This is a genomic window from Bradyrhizobium sp. URHC0002, assembly GCF_054059515.1.
This window is the reverse complement of sequence record NZ_JBSSCF010000001.1, coordinates 6519783-6538392: the sequence shown is the minus strand read 5'-3', so window position 1 is coordinate 6538392 and position 18610 is coordinate 6519783. Positions and strand designations below refer to the sequence as shown.

Sequence of the window (18610 nt, the reverse complement as noted above, 5' to 3'; positions counted from 1 at the left end):
GGTGGGCACGCTACGCTTTGCCACCCTACGGATCAACGCAACTTCCCCCGCGCCGCGACCGGCAGCGTGCCGATGATCTCGTCACCGCGCACCATCACCACCTCGTCCATCATGTTGACGACGACGCAGACATGGTTCGGCACGATCCGCACGACGTCGCCGACGACAGGCCGCGTGTTGCTGCGGGCCAGATCGAGAAAGCCGTGCTCTTCCGCAAAGCGCGCGATCTTGGCCTCCGGGTGCTCCAGGATCAGTCCATAACCGTCTAGCCCGCCGCCGGGATCCGAGGTCAGCGTTTTGGAGCCGGCATCGAGAATGCCGCGATCCGGGCCGGCGCGGCTGACGACGGTGGCATAGATATTCAGCGCACAATCGTCCCATTCGGCGACGCCGGCCGCGACCTGCATGCGGTCGTTGTAGATATAGGTGCCTGGCCGGTGCTCGGTCGCGCCCTTGAGTTTTCCGAGATTCTTCAGGTTCGGCGAACCGCCGGTTGAAACCATTGACGCGGCGAGCCCGTGCGCGCGGATGCCGGCCAGCGCTTCGTCGTAAAACTTCTGCGCCTCGGCCCAGCCGGTTTCGGTTGGATACAGCATGAAGCCGGCAAACCTTAGCCCCTTGGAGGCTGCGATCTCGCGGGCCAGCGCAATAGCCTCGCCGGGCGTTTCGACGCCGGCGCGCTTGCGCCCGGTGTCGCATTCGACCACCACCGAGAGCGGGCGGCCTGAAGCGGCGGCGGCCTGCGGCAGGCCCGCGATCACGGTCGAATTGTCGGCGGCAACCGTCATGTTGGCCTTCGCCTGCAGCGCAGCGAGGCGCGCCATCTTCTCCTCGCCGATCAGATTGTAGCTGATCAGGATGTCGTCGATGCCGGCTTCCGCCATCACCTCGGCCTCGCCGATCTTCTGGCAGGTGATGCCCTTCGCGCCGGCCGCGACCTGCATCTGGGCGAGCAACGGGCTCTTGTGGGTCTTGATATGCGGCCGGTTGGCGACGCCGGCGGTATCGCAGGCCACCTGGACGCGCGCGATGTTGTGCTCGACGCGGTCCATGTCGATCACGGCGCATGGCGTGCCGTATTCACGAGCGATCTTGGCGGCGAGGGGGGTGGTCATCACGTGAACTCCGGTTGTCTCTCGTCATTGCGAGCCAACGGGTCGCGCGAACGCGCGCCCGATGACAGGCTCCGCGAAGCAATCCATTGTGCGGCATAACGGATAGATCGATTGCTTCGTCGCTTCGCTCCCTTGCGCAAACGCTTCGTGTTTGTCGCAGGCAATGACGTTGAAATGTCTATGCCTGTTCTATCTCTTCCCGCAACACTTCAAGTTCCAGCCACCGATCCTCGGCCGCAGCCAGTTCTTCCTGCGCCGTTGCGATCGCCGCGGAGGCCGCGTCGAATTTCTTGCGATCCTTGGTGTAGAGGTCGGGATCGTCAAGCAGCTTTTGCTGTTTCGCAATCGCGGCCTGCAATTTCGTGATCGTCTTCGGCAAGGTTTCCAGCGCGTGCTTCTCGTTGAAGTTCAGCCGGCGCTTTGATGCCGCCGAAGGCGCGGCCGGCCTGGCTTCCTTCTTTTCCTCGACGATGGCCTTCGCCGCCTCACGCGTCAGATCCTCGCCGCGCTGCGCCAGCATGTCGCTGTAACCGCCGGCATATTCGATCCAGCGGCCGTCGCCCTCGGGCACGATCACCGACGTGACCACGCGATCGAGGAAATCGCGGTCATGGCTGATCAGGATCACCGTGCCCTCGTAGTCGCCGAGCATCTCCTCGAGCACGTCGAGGGTTTCGAGATCGAGGTCGTTGGTCGGTTCGTCCAGCACCAAAAGGTTGGAGGGTTTTGCCAGCGAACGCGCCAGCATCAGCCGGCCGCGCTCGCCGCCGGAGAGCACTTCCAGCGGCGTGCGCATCTGCTCCTGCGCGAACAGAAAGTCCTTCATGTAGCTGACGACATGCTTCGGCCTGCCGCCGACCATGACATGGTCGCCACGTCCGCCGGTCAGCGCTTCGGCCAGCGTCGACTTGGGGTCGAGGCTTTCGCGGTGCTGGTCGAGCGTCGCCATCTCGATGTTGGCGCCGAGCCGGATGGTGCCGCTGTCGGGCGGGCTGCCGCCGGTCAGCATGTCGATCAGCGTGGTCTTGCCGGCGCCGTTCGGTCCGACGATTCCGATGCGGTCGCCGCGCTGAACGCGGATCGAAAAATCCTCGACGATCTTGCGGTCGCCATAGGCCTTGCCGATGTGCTTGGCCTCGATGACGAGCTTGCCGGATTTGTCGGCTTCGGCAGCCGCGAGGCTGGCATTGCCGGTCGCGCCGCGGTAATCGCGCCGCTGGTCGCGCAGCGCGTGCAGATTGCCGAGCCGCTTGACGTTGCGCTTGCGGCGGCCGGAGACGCCGTAGCGCAGCCAGTGTTCCTCGTTGACGATCTTGCGGTCGAGCTTGTGCTGGTCGCGCTCTTCTTCTGCCAGTACCTCGTCGCGCCAGGCCTCGAACGCCGAGAAGCCGCGGTCGATCTGCCTGATCTGGCCGCGGTCGAGCCAGGCGGTCGAGCGCGACAGGTTGGAGAGGAAGCGGCGGTCGTGGCTGATGATGACGAGCGCGCAACGGCGGCTTTCCAGTTCGCCTTCCAGCCATTCGATGGTGGGAAGATCGAGATGGTTGGTCGGCTCGTCCAGCAGCAGGATATCGGGCGAGGGCGCCAGCACCCGTGCCAGCGCCGCGCGGCGGGCTTCGCCGCCGGAGACATGCGCGGGGTCTTCGTCGCCATGGAGCCCGAGCTGCTCCACCAGATAGCGCGCCTGATAGTGATCGTCGCCGGGGCCAAGGCCGGCCTCGACATAGGCCAGCGTCGTCTTGTGGTCGCCGAAGTCAGGCTCCTGCGGCAGATAGCGGATCGTGGCACCCGGCTGCACGAAGCGGCTGCCGCCGTCGGACTCGACAAGGCCGGCGGCAATCTTGAGCAGCGTCGATTTGCCCGAGCCGTTGCGGCCGATCAGGCAGACGCGCTCGCCCGACGACACCGACAGCTCGACGCCCGACAACAGCGGCGTGCCGCCAAAGGTCAGCCTGATATCTTTCAACTGGATCAGCGGCGGCGCCATCGTTCAATCCTGGTTTGGCGCAGGCTGTTGCGCCTGCTGGCGCTGGATGCGTCGGATGGTCTGGTCGAGCGCCGACAGGAACGCCGAGCGATCGCGCGGGGAGTAGGACCTTGGACCACCGGTGACTTCACCGGACGAGCGCAGATCGGTCATCAGGTTGCGCACCGCCAGCGTCATGCCGATCGATTGTTCGGTGAACGGCTTGCCGTTCGGCGCGATCACCTCGGCGCCCGCTTTCACGCAGCGGCTGGCGAGCGGGATGTCCGAGGTGATGACGATATCGCCTTTGCCGGCGCGTTCCGCGATCCAGTCGTCGGCGGCATCCATTCCGGAGCCGGCTGCGATGCGCTCGATCAGCGGGTCCTGCGGCACGCGGATGAAATTGCCCGCGACCACGCTGACCGGCAGGCCGTGCCGGATCGCGACGCGATAGATCTCGTCCTTCACCGGGCAGGCGTCGGCATCGACATAGATGCGGGTCAAGTTCAATTCAGGCAATCTGCGTTAGATTCGGGGAGCGTTCTTGCCCGCGCGTCGTACCCTATTCGATGCCGGAAGGCGAGGAAAACAGGCGGTGGAACACGCTTGCCACGGTACATTCTTTGCGTACGATAAATGGCTGAAAACAACCAAGAATAAGAGGAAACCGGCATGACCATCGAGCCGTATTGCGTTCAGGCCTACAACACCGCCAAACAATCCGAAAACAAGATGCATGACGACACCGTGGCAAAGCGGTTCGGATTCTCGGGCGGGCTGGTCCCGGGCGTCGATGTGATGGCCTACATGATGCACCAGCCGGTTGCAAAATGGGGCCGCGCCTTTCTCGAACGCGGCCTGATCGAGGCCCGTTTCGTCAAGCCGGTCTATGACGGCGAACTTGCGGAGCTGACGGCGGAGGAAAGCAATGGCGTGCTTTCGATAGAAGTGCACAGCCGCGGCGAGCTTTGCGCCACCGGCACCGCGTCATTGCCGGCATCTGCGCCGGCTGTTTCGATTGCAGACTACAAGGCAGTTGCGGCGGTCGCGGAGCGCAGGCCGGTCAATGCCGCTTCCTACGAAGTCGGCAAATGGCTCGGCACCGCGCCGCTTGACTGGGCAGGCGGAGCGGCCAGTGAATATCTCAGAAATATCAGGGAAGCCGACCCGATCTACGCGAAGGAGGGCCTCGGCCATCCCGGCCTGCTGCAACGGGTGATGAACCGGGCACTGGTCGACAACGCCATTTTGGGGCCCTGGATTCACGTCGGCAGCCGCATGCAGCTCTTGTCGGCTGCGAAGGCCGGCGACGTCATCACCGCCCGCGCAAAAGTGGTCGACAATTACGACAAGAAGGGCCACCGCTTCGTCGAACTCGACGCGCTGGTCGTCGGCAACGGCCAGACGCCACTGGCGCATTGCCATCACGTCGCGATCTACCAGCCACGCGAACAGGCGGCGGCGTAGGACGCAACGCCTCGCGCTGTCATTCCCCGCGAAGGCGGGGAATCCAGTACGCCGCGGCTTCTCGGTTCTATCGCTGACGTCTCTGGAATACTGGGTCGCCCGGTCCCAGTGCGCAATTGCGCACAAGGCCGGGCGATGACGACTGTGTTTTTGGCGGGCGACGTTCAATCGCCTTACGCCGCCTTCGCCTTCGCATCCTGGATGGCCCGCCACACCCGTTCCGGCGTCAGCGGCATGTCGATATGGGTGATGCCGTATTCCGACAGCGCGTCCACCACCGCGTTGACGACGCAGACGAGGCTGCCGGCGCAGCCGGCCTCGCCGCAGCCTTTTGTGCCCAGTGGATTGGATTTTGCCGGCGAGGGATGGTCGCCGACTTCCATCGGCGGGATGTCTTCCGCGCGCGGAAGGGCATAATCCATGAACGAACCGGTGATCGGCTGGCCGCTTGAATCGTAGCTGACTTCCTCCATCAGCGCCTGGCCGATACCTTGCGCGACGCCGCCATGCAACTGGCCGGCGACGATCATCGGATTGACCACGGTGCCGAAATCATTGACGGCGAAATAGCGCACGATCCGCGTCACGCCTGTCTCGGGATCGATTTCCACTTCCGCGACATGGCAGCCATTGGGGAAGGTGGACGGCGTGTCCTTGGTGGCGTGGTCGACGTCGAGCGATAGCGGCACGCCCTCGGGCATCTTGCCTTCGCGCACGCGCTGCGCCAGCTCCATGATGCCGATCGAACGGTCGGTGCCGGCGATGGTGAAGCGGCCTTGTGCGAATTCGATATCGCCTTCGGACGCCTCCATCAGATGCGCGGCGGCCTGCTTGCCCTTTGCGATTACGAGCGCGCTGGCTTCCACGATCGCCTGACCCGTCGCCGTGATCGAACGCGAGCCGCCGGTGCCGTTGCCGAAGCGGACGAGATCGCTGTCGTTCTGCTCCATGGTGATCTTTTCGAAGGGGACGCCGAGCTGCGCCGACAGCACCTGCGCGAACGGCGTGGCGTGGCCCTGGCCGTAATCGAGCGTGCCGGTCGTCAGCTTCACCGAACCATCCGGCTCGAAGGTGATCTTGCCGAGTTCGCCGCTCGGCGGCGCGGTCACTTCCAGATAGGAGCCGACCGCGATGCCGCGCAGCTTGCCGCTCTTCTTGCTCTCCTTTTTGCGCTTGGCAAAATTGGCGTGGTCGGAAATCTCCAGCGCCTTGTTGAAGACCCCTGCGAAATCGCCGCTGTCATAGGTGACGCCGGAGGAGGCTGCGAACGGCAGTTGCGACGGCTTGATGAAATTGCGCTTGCGCAGGGTAAGGCGATTGATGCCCATCTCGTCGGCGGCGCGGTCGATCAGCCGCTCCATGTAGTAGTTGGCCTCAGGCCGGCCGGCGCCGCGATAGGCGCCCATCAGCGTGGTGTTGGTCAAAACCGTCTTTATGTCGACCCCGAGCAGCGGCGTGCGGTAAACGCTCGCAAGATTCTTGCCGGTGTTGAGCGACAGCGGCCCCGGAGCGACACCGGTGATGTAGGCACCGAGATTGCCGTAACCCTGCAAGCGCACTGCGAGGAATTTGCCCTCGGCGTCCAGCGCCAGTTCGGCGTGAATGAGCTGCGCGCGGCCATGGCTGTCCGAGAGGAAGCTGGTCGAGCGCTCGTCGGTCCATTTCACCGGGCGGTCCAGCGCCTTGGCCGCGTGCAGGATGCAGGTGTATTCGGGATAGTTGACGTTCTTCATGCCGAAGGAGCCGCCGACATTGGCGGTCAGAATGCGGACCTTGTCGTTCGGCACGTTGAGGATTTTTGCCAGCGTCACCTTGTTGCCGGAGACGCCCTGCGTCGCCACCTGCAGGGTGAAGCGTTCGGCCGCCTTGTCGAAGGCGGCCAGCGCCACGCGCGGCTCCATCGACACCACGGCGACGCGGGTGTTCACGATGTCGAGTTTTGTCACATGCGCAGCCGTGGCAAACGCCGCGTCGATCTTGGCGCTGTCGCCATAGTGATAATCGAGTGCGACGTTGTTGGGGATGTGATCATAGAGCTGCGGTGCACCGGGCTTGGCGGCTTCCGCGGCATCGGTCACAGCGGCCAGCGGCTCGATGTCGAGTTCGACGGCCTCCGCCGCGTCGCGCGCCTGCGCCAACGTTTCCGCGACCACGAAGGCGATGGGGTCGCCGACAAAGCGCACCTTGTCGGTCGCCAGCGCCCTTCGGTTGGTCTGCAGCAGCGGCGAGCCGTCCCGGCTCTTCAAGGGCAGGCCGCAGGTGAAGGGGTTGTAACCGGCCGCCTCGAGATCCTTGCCGGTCCAGACGCCGAGCACGCCCGGCATCGCCTTGGCGGCGGCCGTGCCGATCCCCTTGATGATCCCGTGGGCATGGCTGGAGCGCACCATCCAGCAATAGGCCTGGCCGGGCAGGGTGAAATCGTCGGTGTATTTGCCCTTGCCGCGGACCAGCGTGTCGTCTTCCTTGCGGCGCACAGGCTGCCCCACACCGTATTTTTGCAGTGCGATAGCGTTGTCCAAAGCGGGGGGCGACGTGTGATCTTGCATCGAAAGCACCTGAAATGCTGGATTTTCTTGGGTTTCTTGGGTTCCGCGGGGTTCCGGTCAGATAACGCACTGCATCACGTCCGACAACGCCTGATTGGGCATAGTTCTATGTGATGGGTTGTTGCGTAGCCCCTTGGCGCTGCTAAAGTTTCCGTGAACGGTAATTTTCTTCGGCGGTCCGGGAGCGGCCCGCGGAAAGACAGTTTTGATGAATGACGATACGCGGCTGCGCGAAGGTCTTGGGGCCTGCGCAAGCCCGTCAGGATCGGTTGCGGCGGCCACGGCAAACGGTGTCTATGCCGCGCTCGACCTTGGCACCAATAATTGCCGGCTTTTGATTGCCAGTCCGGTTGGCGACAGTTTTCGCGTGGTGGATTCGTTTTCGCGGATCATCCGGCTGGGCGAAGGTATTTCCGCGACCGGTTCCATCAGCGAGGCGGCGATCGACCGGGCCATCGCGGCGCTGAGCATCTGCAGCGACAAGATCCGCTACCGCAAGGCTCACCGCCTGCGGCTGATCGCAACCGAGGCCTGCCGCGCCGCCGCCAATGCCGACAGCTTTCGCGCCCGGGTCGCGAGCGAGACCGGCATCCGGCTTGAGGTGATCGATCGCGAGACCGAAGCGACGCTTGCCGTGATCGGCTGCTCGCCGCTGCTCGACGTAAAAGGGCGGGGCGCCATCCTGTTCGACATCGGTGGCGGCTCGACCGAGCTGGTCCGGATCGAGCGCGATCCCGCCGAGCAGAACGCGCCGCCGCGGATCAAGGCGTGGATGTCGATCCCGCTCGGCGTGGTCACGTTGGCCGAGCATTTCGGCGGACGTGACGTCACGACCGAATCCTATGCGCGGATGGTGCGCGAAGTCGCGCAATATGTGGCGCCGTTCGCCGCCGAGCACGGCGCGGATTTGCGCGACATGCATATGCTGGGCACCTCCGGCACCGTGACGACGCTCGCCGGGGTCCATCTCAATCTGGCGCGCTACGACCGCCGCCGCATCGATGGCATCTGGATGAACGGGTCCGACGTCACCACGGTGATCCAGCGGCTGCGCGACATGAGCTATCAGGAGCGCGCCAACAATAATTGCATCAGTGTCGAGCGTGCCGATCTGGTGCTGGCCGGCTGTGCCATTCTGGATGCGATCCGCGATGCCTTTCCGTTGCCGCGGCTGCGCGTCGCCGACCGCGGCCTGCGCGAGGGCATGCTGGTCGAGATGATGCGCGAGGACGGCGCGTTCAGGGCGTGCTAATGCGCCGCGTGGCGTGATGTGCTAGAGCCTTTTCGGTTCTGATTTGAATCAGAACCGGGCTCTGGTTTTTTGTTTAATGCGTTTTCTTTACGCGAACTGGTGTCCACTTCGCTCGAAAACGCTATAGATCGCGTCCGACATTTCAAGGCACCAACCGACATGGCAAAAGACACCACCGGACGATTGCACGTCACGGTCAAGAGCGGTGGCAAGCGCAAGCTGTCATCGAAACTCTGGCTGGAGCGGCAGCTCAACGATCCCTATGTGGCGCAAGCCAAGCGGGACGGCTACCGCTCGCGCGCGGCCTACAAGCTGATCGAGATCGACGACAAGCATCGTTTTCTCAAGCATGGCATCTCCGTGGTCGATCTCGGCGCCGCCCCCGGCGGCTGGAGCCAGATCGCGGCGAAGCGCGTCGGCGCGGTCAACGGCAAGGGCAAGGTGGTGGCGATCGATCTCCTGGAGATGCCGGAGGTCCCCGGCGTCAACTTCGCGCAGCTCGACTTCCTGGCCGAGGACGCGCCCGAGAAACTGATCGCCATGATGGGCGGGCGCGCCGACGTCGTGATGTCCGACATGGCGCCCAACACCACCGGTCACCGCAAGACGGATCAGTTGCGCATCGTCGGCCTGATCGAAACCGCGGCGGCGTTTGCAGCTGACGTGCTCAATCCCGGCGGAACGTTTCTGGCCAAGGCCTTTCAGAGCGGCGCCGATGCCGAGCTGGTCGCGCAATTGAAACGCGATTTCGCCAGCGTCCGTCACGTCAAGCCGGCCTCCAGCCGGCAGGACTCGTCGGAGCGCTACGTGCTGGCGATGGGATTTCGCGGGCACCGCAATCAGCTGTGAAGCGCAACCTTCACGATGCGATGACTGGACAGCGCCTCCCACGGTAGCGGGGTGAGGGGTAGTCACAAAGCGCTGAGCGAATCCCGTTGGAACTATCCCCTCTCGGGCGTATTCTGCGGGTCCGGCGCGGTCTGTTTATCCGCATGTAGCCCTGAACTATCGGGAATTCTGCAGCGAGCCGCGCCTCCGTCTGGGAAGGAGTGTTCCCGTGATGGAGCAGAGGGCCAGAGTTGGTAATCGACTGTTAGCTGCGTTGCCGACAGCAGACCTTAATTTGCTTGTGCGTCATTTCCGGTTGGTTGAGCTTGAACGGGACGCCGTGCTGGTGCGGTCCGGCGATCCAATCGAACGGCTCTATTTTCCCCTTAGCGGCCTGATCGCCTTCATCATGGACATGCCAAACGGCCAAACGGTCGCGACCGCCATTGTCGGCAATGAGGGAGCCGTGGGCGTCCTGTCGACATTGGGGCCCACCCGATCTCCGCTGACAGCGGTGGTGCGGGTGGCGGGCCTGGCATTGCAAATTTCGCCACCACGATTTCATGCCGCGCTCGGCCGCAGCATAGCCTTGAACGGCGCGGTTCAGACCCTCAATAGGTCACTGATGGCGCAATTCCAGCACGTCGCGGCCTGCAATGCGCTGCACTCGGTCGAGGCACGTCTGGCGAGGTGGTTGCTGCAGGTGCGCGATCGGGCTGACGGAGACGTGCTGCCGCTGACCCAGGAGACGCTTGCGGAATTTCTCGGCGTGCGGCGGACGACGGTGACGCAGGTCATTTCCAAGCTTCGCGATTCCGGTGCAATCCGATCCAATGCTCGCAGCTCGATCCAGATTGACAGGCCGCGGCTCGAAGCGGCGGCATGCGAATGCTACCAGCTCATGCGCCGCAGAATTGATCGTATCATCATGACGGAGGAGATGGAGCCATCGCCTGGGGCTGAAGTTCCCCTGTTTACCAATGTGCACGAAGTGCGGCGGCGCACGACGACGCAGGGAGTGACCAGCCAACGGCCACGGGGCCATTGACCGGATGCAGCGGCTCAACGGCTCTACGCCGATTGCAGGGCGAATGCGGCCTCGTGTATGCGCCATTTCTCTTCCGGCTCATGAACCCAGGCCTCCCGGGCAAACCATTCGTGATCGGCCTGGCAGATCGAGCAAAAGGTGCGTGCGAAAAACACCGGGCTGCACCGAAACCTCTCCCCGTCGACTTTCATGCCTGTCGGGATAGCTTGCCCGGTCCCGGGGCATTTGATCATGACCACGCCCATATTGCTCCTCCTGGATTTTTTGTGCCGGCGGCAAGTTGCTTCGCCACCGGCTGGAACGCGCCCTTCTTACGGGGAGCGCTTGTTCCAGCCGATCCCGGCGGGCTGCAAAAGGTTCGACTAGGAACTAGGCCGCCTTCTGCAGCGCGCTGGCAAAGCTTTTCTTGATTGGATCGGCCGCCTCGCTCGCGACCTTGCGCGTGAGCTCCCAAAGTTCCCGGCCCTGCGCGGCTGTAGCTGCGATGTTCTTGCTGCCATGCGCGGCGGAGAGCTGCAGGATTTCCGAGGGCGACTTCATGCCCAGGAGTTGGGCGAGAAAGTCAAAGGCGGACCTGGTATTGGTGCCGGAGAACTCGATGACCTTGGCGGCGTAGTTCGCAGCTCCCTTTGCGTTGGCGGAATAGGCTTGCAGGAGAGCGTCGTTGATGGCTCCCGAGGCCGTCTTCATCTTCTCGATGTTTTCCTTTGCCCGGGTCATGTTCTGCTCGGCGAGCCCACTAAAAATGCCCGGCACGGCAAGGAACGGCATGGCTGACGGCTTCGCGTCGGTGCTGGCTTTCGGATCGGTGTTCGTTTCTTTCGTATTGGCTTGATTCACGCGTCTTCGTCCTTTCAATTGAAACTGAATTTAACGGATGAATTCCCTCGTCATGGGGTTCCCGACATGGAATGGCCCCGTGTCTAACCAGATGTGGCTGACGTTTGCGGAAGCTTCCGTTCGCTTGCTGACTCTCACGCCAGATTCTTTTTGCGGCGCGGAATGCGCTGCGCGCCGCCATGGATTACTTCGCGGAGCCTGTCATCCGGCGCGCGTTCGCGCGACCCGTTGGCTCGCAATGACCGGGGAGAAATACGTCCTCGCCTTGCGTGCAATCACTTCGCCAGAAAGAAAAAATCCTCCCGGCCGGGCAGCGATCCATAGGTGTAGGGTTCCTGCCGTCCCGCCGTCGCTTCCATCACGTCGTCGCGAACCAGGCGGAACAGCTTGTTGATCTCGACATTGGGCGTCGCGATGCGCTGCGCGAACGCGACCGCAAACGGGCTGTTGCCGCCTTCACCGTCGAGCGCGGTCTGTCCGTGCTTGGCTGCATAGACCACCAGCGTCGCGCCTGACACCTTGACCTCGCTGAGGCCGCGGCTGACCGACCGCGTGCGGGTGCCGCCGCTGCCCTTGGCGGCGGAGGCCAGCGGCTGCACGGCGGCCGTCTTTTGCATCTGGGAAGCGAACGGATTGTCGCGGCAGGCGTCGAGCAGGACCAGCCTGAGTTTTTTGGCGCCTTCGACCGCGGTCATAACCTGATCGAGCGGCACCGCCTCGTATTGAACGTCGCGATCGACCGCGACCTTTGCTTCGATCGGGATCAGGTAATTGACGCCGCTCACCTCCATGCCGTGACCGGCGTAGTACACCACGGCCCAGTCGGCCTTTTCGGCATTGTTGGCGAATGTCTTGAGCGTATCGAGCAGGCGGCCGCGGTCGGAGTCACTGACCAACGTCACCTCCTCGAAGCCGACCGCGCGAAGCGACGCCGCGATTGCCTCGGCATCGCGCTTCGGGTTGGCGAGCGCGGGCACATGCTTGTAGCCGGAGTTGCCGATCACGAGGGCGATCCGCCGCCCTTGCTGGGCTGCCGTACCCGCTGCAACGGCGGGTACAATCGCCGCGGGCGTCGGGATCGATGTCGCGGAGGCGGCCTTCGAGGGGGCTGCCGGAATCGCAGGCTGCAGGGCGCCGGAATCGAGTGCGGCGAGGCGGGCCCGCGCGGTCTCCAGGCTCGACCTGCTGATGTTGGCGCGGTCCTCCGATTTGGAAGTGACGGCTTTCTGGAACGCATCGCGGGCGCGCGCCAGATCGCCCATTTTCTCGTAGGTCAGGCCGATGCTTGTCAGCATCGCAATGTCCTGCGGCGTACGCTTCAAGATCACGTCGTAGGTAGCCAGCGCCGCTGCGAAATCACCTTTGTAGCGCAGCGTGTCGCCGCGATAGAGATGGCCGAGATCGTCGCCGGGATTGAGCTTGATCGAGTGATCGATGTCCTTGAGCGCGCGTACCAGATCGCCCTTCTGGCGCCAGAGTTCGCCGCGGCTCGAAAAAGTCTTGTTCAGTTTTGGGTCGAGGCGAACGGCCTGATCATAGTCGGCCATCGCGTGGTCATAGTTGCCGATCTTCTGATAGGCGATGCCGCGGACGCCAAAGGCGGCCGCGTTGGTCGGGTCGAGCGCGAGTGCCTCGCCGTAGGTCGCAATGGCGAGGTCGACATCATCCATCTCGAGATAGATATTGCCAAGCGAGGTCATGAAGCTGGAGTTCTTCGGCTCGAGGCGCAACGCTTCCCTGATTTCGGTCAGGGCCCGGTCGAGTTGACGGCGATTTCTCCAGACGGATGAACGCCCGCTATACGCGGCGGCATAACGCGGGTTGAGGCTGGTCGCCTTGTCGTAATCCGCCAAAGCGCGATCATACTCGCTCTTATCCTCCCAGACGTCGGCACGGCCGGCATATCGGCCGGGTTCTTTCGGATCGAGGCGGATGGCCTCGCTGAAATCGGCGATCGCGCGGTCCCACTCGCCGCCATTTCTGTAGGCAATGGCACGTCCGGCATATCGACCGGCCTCCTTGGGATCGCGGCGAATGGCTTCGCTGTGGTCGGCGATGGCGCGAGCACGGTCGCCCATGTTCTCCCAGACGTTGGCCCGGCCGGTATAGGCGCCCGCGTTCTTGGGATCGAGGACCATCGCCTTCTCGAAGTCGGCCATGGCGCGATCGTACTGACCGTTGTTGTTCAGCGCGTCGCCCCGCTCGATATATCTGTCCGCATTGGCGGGTTCGAGGCGGATGGCTTCGGTGAAGTCGGCGAGGGCGCGCACATAATCGCCCTTTCCCTGCCACGAGAGGCCCCTCTGGGAATGGGAGCCCGCATATTCCGGGTCGAGGCGAATGGCTTCCGTGAGGTCGGCGATCGCCAGATCCAGTTCAAATTTACTCCGATAGGCGCCGCCACGTCCGTGAAACGCCGCGTCGAGTGTCTTGTCGAGGCTGATCGCCTTGCTGTAGTCGGCAATGGCCCGGGCATGCTCGCCCTTGCTGTCGAGGGCATTGGCACGCGCGACGTAGTTGGTTCCGGAATCCGGATCGAGCTGGATGGCGGCGTCATAGTCCAAGATCGCCCGGTCGTATTCCTTCTTGTTGCTCCAGGCGTCGCCGCGACTCTTGCGGGAGGCGGCGTCCTTTGGATCGATCCGGATGGCGACGTCGTAGTCGGCGATGGCGCGATCGTTGTCGCCCTTCTTGCTCCAGGCGTCGCCGCGGTTTCTGATGGCGGTTACATATTTTATATCGAGGCTGATCGCCTTGTTGTAGTCGGCAATGGCCCCGTCATAGTCGCCCTTGTTTTCGTAGGCGTTGCCGCGGCTGTTGTAAGCGGTCTTGAACTTGGGATCGAGGCGGATCGCTTCGCTATAGTCGGCGATGGCGCGATCATATTCCTTCCTGCTGTTATAGGCGTCGGCCCGGCCGCTGAAGCCATACGGATCCTTGGGATCGAGCCGGATAGCCTGGCTGTAGTCGGCGATCGCCTTGTCATGCTCTTTCTTGTAGTCCCAGCAATCGGCGCGTCCCTTGAACGAGGGCGCGTAGTTGGGGTCGAGCTTGATCGCCTCATTGTAGTCGGCGATGGCCTTGTCATACTCGCTGCGGGACAGGAATAGTTGCGCCCGGTTGTGCCAGGGGGCGCTGAGCTTCGGGTCGGTGCGGATCGACTGGCTGTAATCGGCAATCGCCTTGTCGATCTCGCCCTTTTTTTTCCAGGCAATGCCGCGCTGGTTGTAGGCCTCCGCAATGCTCCGGACAGAGCCATCCCTGGCGTTGATGACGCGGGTGCAGCCGGCGATCCGGAGGTCGTCGCGCTCGTCCTGATCGCAGTCCCGCTGGTCTTTTTGGCTCGCGGCGAACCCGGGCTCGGCAAGCGAGCCGCACACGATGAAAGCAATGGCAGCAAAAAAGGCTCGCATCGTTCTTACCAAATACCTGTGCAAGAAGATCGGGCGTAGCGCTAATGGGGGATCCTACCGGAATCTCCCGGCAAAAACGACTGTCGAAAATGATAGGTGGCCGGCCCCTCGCGCCCAGCGCATCAGCCCAGCCGCTGATCCCGCTCATCCTCGGTGCCTTCGCTGGCGGCCTTTACGAAGACAATGCGTTTCAAAGAATGGGAGCGACCGCAGCACACCAAAACGCCATGTCACCTTCCATGTTCATGCACAAACACCACGCCGCATTAGGACCGACGAAATGGTGATGCTGCGCCCGCGTGCGATTAACGGTAAGGCGGCGGTTTTTCCGGCTCTTGCATCACTGAAGGTTCGATCGATGAATGATTGAATCGCCTCAGGATTAACTGTCCCGCCATCTACCATTTGCGAGATCACCATTTATTGGCCATATTTAAAATCGAAGATATGCCTGTTAAATAAGGGCTTTTTGCAACAACGAGTTGCCGGTTTTGGTTAATCTACCTTAGGCGGGTGATGAAATTCCATCGACGCTTGCTTTGAGCGTCAGCGCCAAGCGCGCATGTATTCTTTTAGTAAAGGCGTTCTGAAATGTATTTTCTTGCAAGATTAATCACTGTGTTTATCGCTGCGGCCGCGTTCTGCGATGCGAGTGCCGCGCAATCCCGCAGGACACTGAACGCGCCGTCGGCGCCCAGCGAACAACAGATCAAGGAAAAGGTAAATGCCGGGACCGTAGGCCTTGCCGGCGGTTTGCTGGAAGGTGCCCCGATCCGTTTTGCTACCGAGATTGCGAGAGTGGTGAATGAAAGCAACCAGGTGCATGTTCTTCCCATCGTGACACGGGGCCCGACGGAAAACGTCAACGATCTTCTCTATCTCAAGGGGGTGGATCTGGCGATCATCAACACGGACTCGCTCGAAGAATACAAGCTGCAGGTCCCGCAGATCCAGCAGCGTATCGTCTCGATCATCAACTTGTTTCCCTCGGATCTGCATATCTTCGTCCGGCCGGAGATCCAATCGCTGGCGGAGCTGGCGGGCAAGAAGGTCAACTTCAACACGCAAGGCACCGCCGCCGCTTATTCCGGGCCACTGATTTTCAGCCGCCTCGGGATCGCCGTCGACAAGATGTTCGTCCCGCACCCCGTCGCGATGGAGCAACTGAGGCGCGGTGAGATTGCTGCTGTGGTCTTCATCACGTCGAAGCCTGTCGACACCTTCGTCAAGGGCAAATGGGACGCAGGCTTTAAGTTCCTGCCTGTCGAATTCGGTCCGAAATTCTCGGACTACTACGTCGCTTCCTCTCTCGAGTCGGCGGACTATCCCAACCTGATCGCGAAGGGCGAGCGCGTCGCCACCATCGCGGTTCCTACCGTTCTCGCATCTTACAACTGGCAGCCGGAGACGCCGCGTTATCGCCGGGTCGAACGCTTCGTGGAAGAATTCTTCAGCAGGATCGACAAATTGAAGTCGCCCGGATTCGATCCGAAGTGGAAAGAGATCGACGTGAAGACGGGTGTGCCAGGCATCGGACGGTCCGGGGCTGCCCAAAACTGGATTGATCGCGCAAATCCTGTCAGGCATAGCGGGAGGTTGTGATGAGAGCGCTATCGATCACGACCTCGCTCTGCCTCGCGAGCACCGCCGTTCTCGCGCAGCCCGCCAGCCCGACCGTCGTGGGCTTGGACACCTGCTTCAAGCTGGTACGTGTCGCGGAAGCGAACTGCTCGAGTCCCGCCGACGATGCGGCGCAGCGTCGGGCGTGCCTTCAGAACGCACGCAAGGTGCAGCTCGAATGCCTTGAACTCGCCGGACCGCAAGCCTCTGCGTCAGTTGATCGGCCGCAGACGGCCGCCGGTGCGATTCCGTCCGATGGGCCCGCGGTCGTTGCCGCCGGGACGAGCCCGGCGGGAAATCCGGTTGCAGGCGCCTCCGCGGACCAGAAGGAGAGCGAGTCGGCCAGAACATTGGCGGCGGCTCCTTCGGATAAATCTGTAGCTGCGACCCCGCCGGGCAAGGCGGTGCCATCGACCTCGGTGCCTTCCGGCGCACAAGGGGCGGAATGGACCGTGAGCGAAACCGCTTCGCCCTTGGATTACTCCCCTGTTGTCACGGCGACGATTCTCGCGCGGCCCGACACGAAGGATGCGCCAATGGCGCTGGTGGTTAGTTGTCGCGGACGCCGCACCGAACTCGGGTTGCGCATGGAAGGGTCCTCGCGCGCGCCGCGCGGCGGCGAAATCCCGGTCGCCTACCAGGTCAACGATCAGCCGATGGTCAAGCTGCGCTGGACTGCATCCGCGGAGGGGAGGACGGCGAGCTACAGGGAGGATGCAGTCGCGCTGTTGCAGTCGTTTTCCGACGGCGGGCAACTGAAGATCATGGTGCCTGATGGATCGGGTCGGACAAGCGAGGCGACGTTCCAACTCGCCGGATGGAACGCGATCCGCGACAAGATCGCGACGGCCTGCATGTGGACGTCGACCGCGACCAAGTCATCGCAGCGACGCTAATCAAAGCGATGGAGCGGGATACGATTCGAAGAAAAGTCATCCCGCTTCAGAACTGGAATCCTCGAGCACCTGTTTTTGTTTTTTTGGAAGGGATTTGTCATGCGTAGATGGTTTCGCCAGTTGACGGCGGTGTTTATTGTCTTTCTGTCGATGATGTCGGTCGCGCTGGCCCAGGCCGCGAAGGACGGTCTTTCGAGTCCGACCAAGCCTCATCGACTGCTCATTCACGTTGATCAGAATGATCCGGCGGTGATGAATCTCGCATTGAACAACGCCACCAACGTGATCGAGTATTACCGCACCAAGGGTGAGGACGTTAGCGTGGACATTGTCGCCTACGGTCCGGGCCTGCATATGCTGCGCGCCGACACGTCGCCGGTACTGGACCGGATCAAGCAGCTGAAGGGCATGGCGTTCCCCAGCAATGTTCAGTTCTCCGCCTGCGCCAACACCAAGGAAAACATGGAGAAGAAGGAAGAGCGCTCGATCGCCGTGCTGTCCGACGCCACGATCGTTCCGTCAGGAGTCGTCCAGTTGATGGAGAAGCAGGAAAAGGGCTGGAGCTATGTGCGGCCGTGAGCGGGATTTTCCGATCGCATATTAATCTGGGTTAGTGAAATCATTTCGAGGGATGTCATGCGTCAGTCAGGGATGTTGCTGATTTTCTTGTTGTGCTTTGGGTCAGCCGGCGCATCGGAATCAACGGCGCAGGATCGCACGGCAGTCGCGCAGGTGGATGATCGCAGCAAGGCCCCTCCGGTGTCGCCGGGCGATGCGGAACGAAAGGTTGCGCTGCTGTTGGTTGCTCCGCAAATCACGTGGTTGTCGGAATTGGCCGGCAAGGACATTGCCATCGATGAAGCCGCGTCAGCATCGAACGACGAGGCGCGGCGGGGGCTCGCGGCGATGGTCAATGCGGAATTGGCCGGAGGCCGGACGAAGGCGCTCGACCGACTGGTTAAGGGGGAAGTGTCAGCGGCAGTCCTGACGCTGTCCTACCCGGAGACGGCCGAGTGGTCTTCCGAAATCGCAGGTTTCAAGGTGTTTCGAATTCCGCTGGTGAAAAGCCCTCTGAAGTCGGGATCGGCGCCTGCGGAAGCCGCGGCGTCCGATGCGCAATCGGCGAGCATCCGGCTTTCGCTTCCGCCACCGGAAGCCCGCGTCGCAGCCGTCGACCACGAGCCGGTCGCGTCCATCGACATAAAGGCGCGGGAGCGAATGCGGGTCGCGACCGTCGTCGCGGAGCACGTGATGACGTTGCGGGATGCCGAGAAGAAAGCCTCGGCCTCGCCGAACACCGGCGAACTGTCGGTCGCGATTGTCGTGGCTGGCCCGGAGGTCAAGTCGGTAGCCGACCTCGCCGGAAAAATCATTGCGATCGATGACAGGTATTCGAACTTGCAAACTAGAATCCAGGCCGCCTTCGTCGTGGCGGGGGCGACTGACAGTCTGCTCACCACGAGCGAAACCAAGGCAGCCGATCGGCTGCTCAGCGGCAAGGCGTCGGCCGCCGTCCTGACCGTGGTCTATCCGGAAACCGGATTTTCGGCGATTGAAGGCTACAGTGTTTTTCGCATTTCACTCGAACACCGCGAGATAAAGGTGCGCATGTAGTTGCT

15 protein-coding genes are annotated in these 18610 nt (G+C 62.5%); 8 read left to right on the top strand and 7 right to left on the bottom strand.

All coding sequences use genetic code 11. The features are described from left to right. Positions 1–32: 32 nt before the first annotated feature. The 3 genes from ACVWVY_RS32020 to ACVWVY_RS32010 form a co-directional block, all read right to left on the bottom strand. Entirely contained in the window at positions 33–1115 is a 1083-nt protein-coding gene (locus ACVWVY_RS32020) for a D-TA family PLP-dependent enzyme (protein WP_456630123.1), read from the bottom strand. A 178-nt stretch (positions 1116–1293) separates the two neighbouring features. Beyond that, positions 1294–3102, bottom strand: a complete 1809-nt coding sequence (locus ACVWVY_RS32015) for an ABC-F family ATP-binding cassette domain-containing protein (RefSeq protein WP_456630122.1) — start codon at positions 3100–3102, stop codon at positions 1294–1296. Positions 3103–3105: 3 nt separating this feature from the next. Further along, on the bottom strand, positions 3106–3585 hold the full coding sequence (locus ACVWVY_RS32010) for a YaiI/YqxD family protein (RefSeq protein ID WP_456632359.1): 480 nt from the start codon (positions 3583–3585) through the stop codon (positions 3106–3108). Between the two features lie 168 nt (positions 3586–3753). Here ACVWVY_RS32010 and ACVWVY_RS32005 point away from each other — a divergent pair, with 168 nt between their 5' ends. Beyond that, positions 3754–4548 (top strand): hypothetical protein, encoded by a 795-nt coding sequence (locus ACVWVY_RS32005; RefSeq protein WP_456630121.1) that lies wholly within the window; start codon positions 3754–3756, stop codon positions 4546–4548. A gap of 173 nt (positions 4549–4721) precedes the next feature. Here the strand turns inward: ACVWVY_RS32005 and ACVWVY_RS32000 are convergent, their stop codons facing one another. After that, positions 4722–7094, bottom strand: coding sequence for a xanthine dehydrogenase family protein molybdopterin-binding subunit (locus ACVWVY_RS32000; protein WP_456630120.1), 2373 nt, complete (start codon positions 7092–7094; stop codon positions 4722–4724). Positions 7095–7302: 208 nt separating this feature from the next. Here ACVWVY_RS32000 and ACVWVY_RS31995 point away from each other — a divergent pair, with 208 nt between their 5' ends. The 3 genes from ACVWVY_RS31995 to ACVWVY_RS31985 all read left to right on the top strand — a co-directional run bounded on the left by ACVWVY_RS31995 (position 7303) and on the right by ACVWVY_RS31985 (position 10222). Continuing rightward, positions 7303–8346 (top strand): Ppx/GppA phosphatase family protein, encoded by a 1044-nt coding sequence (locus ACVWVY_RS31995; RefSeq protein WP_456630119.1) that lies wholly within the window; start codon positions 7303–7305, stop codon positions 8344–8346. A 159-nt stretch (positions 8347–8505) separates the two neighbouring features. Beyond that, a complete protein-coding gene (locus ACVWVY_RS31990) occupies positions 8506–9195 on the top strand; it encodes an RlmE family RNA methyltransferase (protein WP_456630118.1) in 690 nt (229 codons plus the stop codon). Positions 9196–9406: 211 nt separating this feature from the next. Next, positions 9407–10222, top strand: a complete 816-nt coding sequence (locus ACVWVY_RS31985; protein WP_456632358.1) for a Crp/Fnr family transcriptional regulator — start codon at positions 9407–9409, stop codon at positions 10220–10222. Positions 10223–10245: 23 nt separating this feature from the next. On the opposite strand, the gene ACVWVY_RS31980 is transcribed toward ACVWVY_RS31985, so the two are convergent. The 3 genes from ACVWVY_RS31980 to ACVWVY_RS31970 form a co-directional block, all read right to left on the bottom strand. Next, complete coding sequence (locus tag ACVWVY_RS31980; RefSeq protein ID WP_456630117.1) at positions 10246–10467, bottom strand: hypothetical protein; 222 nt, start codon at positions 10465–10467, stop codon at positions 10246–10248. A 124-nt stretch (positions 10468–10591) separates the two neighbouring features. Further along, the gene (locus ACVWVY_RS31975) at positions 10592–11062 is read right to left on the bottom strand and encodes a phasin family protein (RefSeq protein ID WP_456630116.1); all 471 of its coding nucleotides are present in this window, start codon (positions 11060–11062) and stop codon (positions 10592–10594) included. A 275-nt stretch (positions 11063–11337) separates the two neighbouring features. Continuing rightward, the gene (locus tag ACVWVY_RS31970) at positions 11338–14475 is read right to left on the bottom strand and encodes a tetratricopeptide repeat protein (RefSeq protein ID WP_456630115.1); all 3138 of its coding nucleotides are present in this window, start codon (positions 14473–14475) and stop codon (positions 11338–11340) included. Positions 14476–15066: 591 nt separating this feature from the next. On the opposite strand from ACVWVY_RS31970, the gene ACVWVY_RS31965 reads away from it, so the two are divergent. From ACVWVY_RS31965 to ACVWVY_RS31950, 4 genes are all read left to right on the top strand, one after another. Further along, on the top strand, positions 15067–16077 hold the full coding sequence (locus tag ACVWVY_RS31965) for a TAXI family TRAP transporter solute-binding subunit (protein ID WP_456630114.1): 1011 nt from the start codon (positions 15067–15069) through the stop codon (positions 16075–16077). Next, entirely contained in the window at positions 16077–16991 is a 915-nt protein-coding gene (locus tag ACVWVY_RS31960; RefSeq protein WP_456630113.1) for a hypothetical protein, read from the top strand. The genes ACVWVY_RS31965 and ACVWVY_RS31960 overlap by 1 nt, the downstream gene beginning before the upstream one ends. A gap of 99 nt (positions 16992–17090) precedes the next feature. Continuing rightward, on the top strand, positions 17091–17570 hold the full coding sequence (locus ACVWVY_RS31955; protein ID WP_456630112.1) for a DsrE family protein: 480 nt from the start codon (positions 17091–17093) through the stop codon (positions 17568–17570). 153 nt (positions 17571–17723) lie between these two features. After that, positions 17724–18605: a hypothetical protein gene (locus ACVWVY_RS31950; protein ID WP_456630111.1), complete on the top strand. Its 882-nt coding sequence runs from the start codon at positions 17724–17726 to the stop codon at positions 18603–18605. Positions 18606–18610 lie beyond the last annotated feature (5 nt).

What these genes read in the sequence shown, in the direction of transcription:
- ACVWVY_RS31990 (WP_456630118.1), top strand. Translation starts at nt 8,506, where the DNA reads ATGGCAAAAGACACCACCGGACGATTGCACGTCACGGTCAAGAGCGGT.
- ACVWVY_RS31960 (WP_456630113.1), top strand. Translation starts at nt 16,077, where the DNA reads ATGAGAGCGCTATCGATCACGACCTCGCTCTGCCTCGCGAGCACCGCC.
- ACVWVY_RS32005 (WP_456630121.1), top strand. Translation starts at nt 3,754, where the DNA reads ATGACCATCGAGCCGTATTGCGTTCAGGCCTACAACACCGCCAAACAA.
- ACVWVY_RS31980 (WP_456630117.1), bottom strand. Translation starts at nt 10,467, where the DNA reads ATGGGCGTGGTCATGATCAAATGCCCCGGGACCGGGCAAGCTATCCCG.
- ACVWVY_RS32020 (WP_456630123.1), bottom strand. Translation starts at nt 1,115, where the DNA reads ATGACCACCCCCCTCGCCGCCAAGATCGCTCGTGAATACGGCACGCCA.
- ACVWVY_RS31965 (WP_456630114.1), top strand. Translation starts at nt 15,067, where the DNA reads ATGTATTTTCTTGCAAGATTAATCACTGTGTTTATCGCTGCGGCCGCG.
- ACVWVY_RS32000 (WP_456630120.1), bottom strand. Translation starts at nt 7,094, where the DNA reads ATGCAAGATCACACGTCGCCCCCCGCTTTGGACAACGCTATCGCACTG.
- ACVWVY_RS31970 (WP_456630115.1), bottom strand. Translation starts at nt 14,475, where the DNA reads ATGCGAGCCTTTTTTGCTGCCATTGCTTTCATCGTGTGCGGCTCGCTT.
- ACVWVY_RS31985 (WP_456632358.1), top strand. Translation starts at nt 9,407, where the DNA reads ATGGAGCAGAGGGCCAGAGTTGGTAATCGACTGTTAGCTGCGTTGCCG.
- ACVWVY_RS32015 (WP_456630122.1), bottom strand. Translation starts at nt 3,102, where the DNA reads ATGGCGCCGCCGCTGATCCAGTTGAAAGATATCAGGCTGACCTTTGGC.
- ACVWVY_RS31955 (WP_456630112.1), top strand. Translation starts at nt 17,091, where the DNA reads ATGCGTAGATGGTTTCGCCAGTTGACGGCGGTGTTTATTGTCTTTCTG.
- ACVWVY_RS31995 (WP_456630119.1), top strand. Translation starts at nt 7,303, where the DNA reads ATGAATGACGATACGCGGCTGCGCGAAGGTCTTGGGGCCTGCGCAAGC.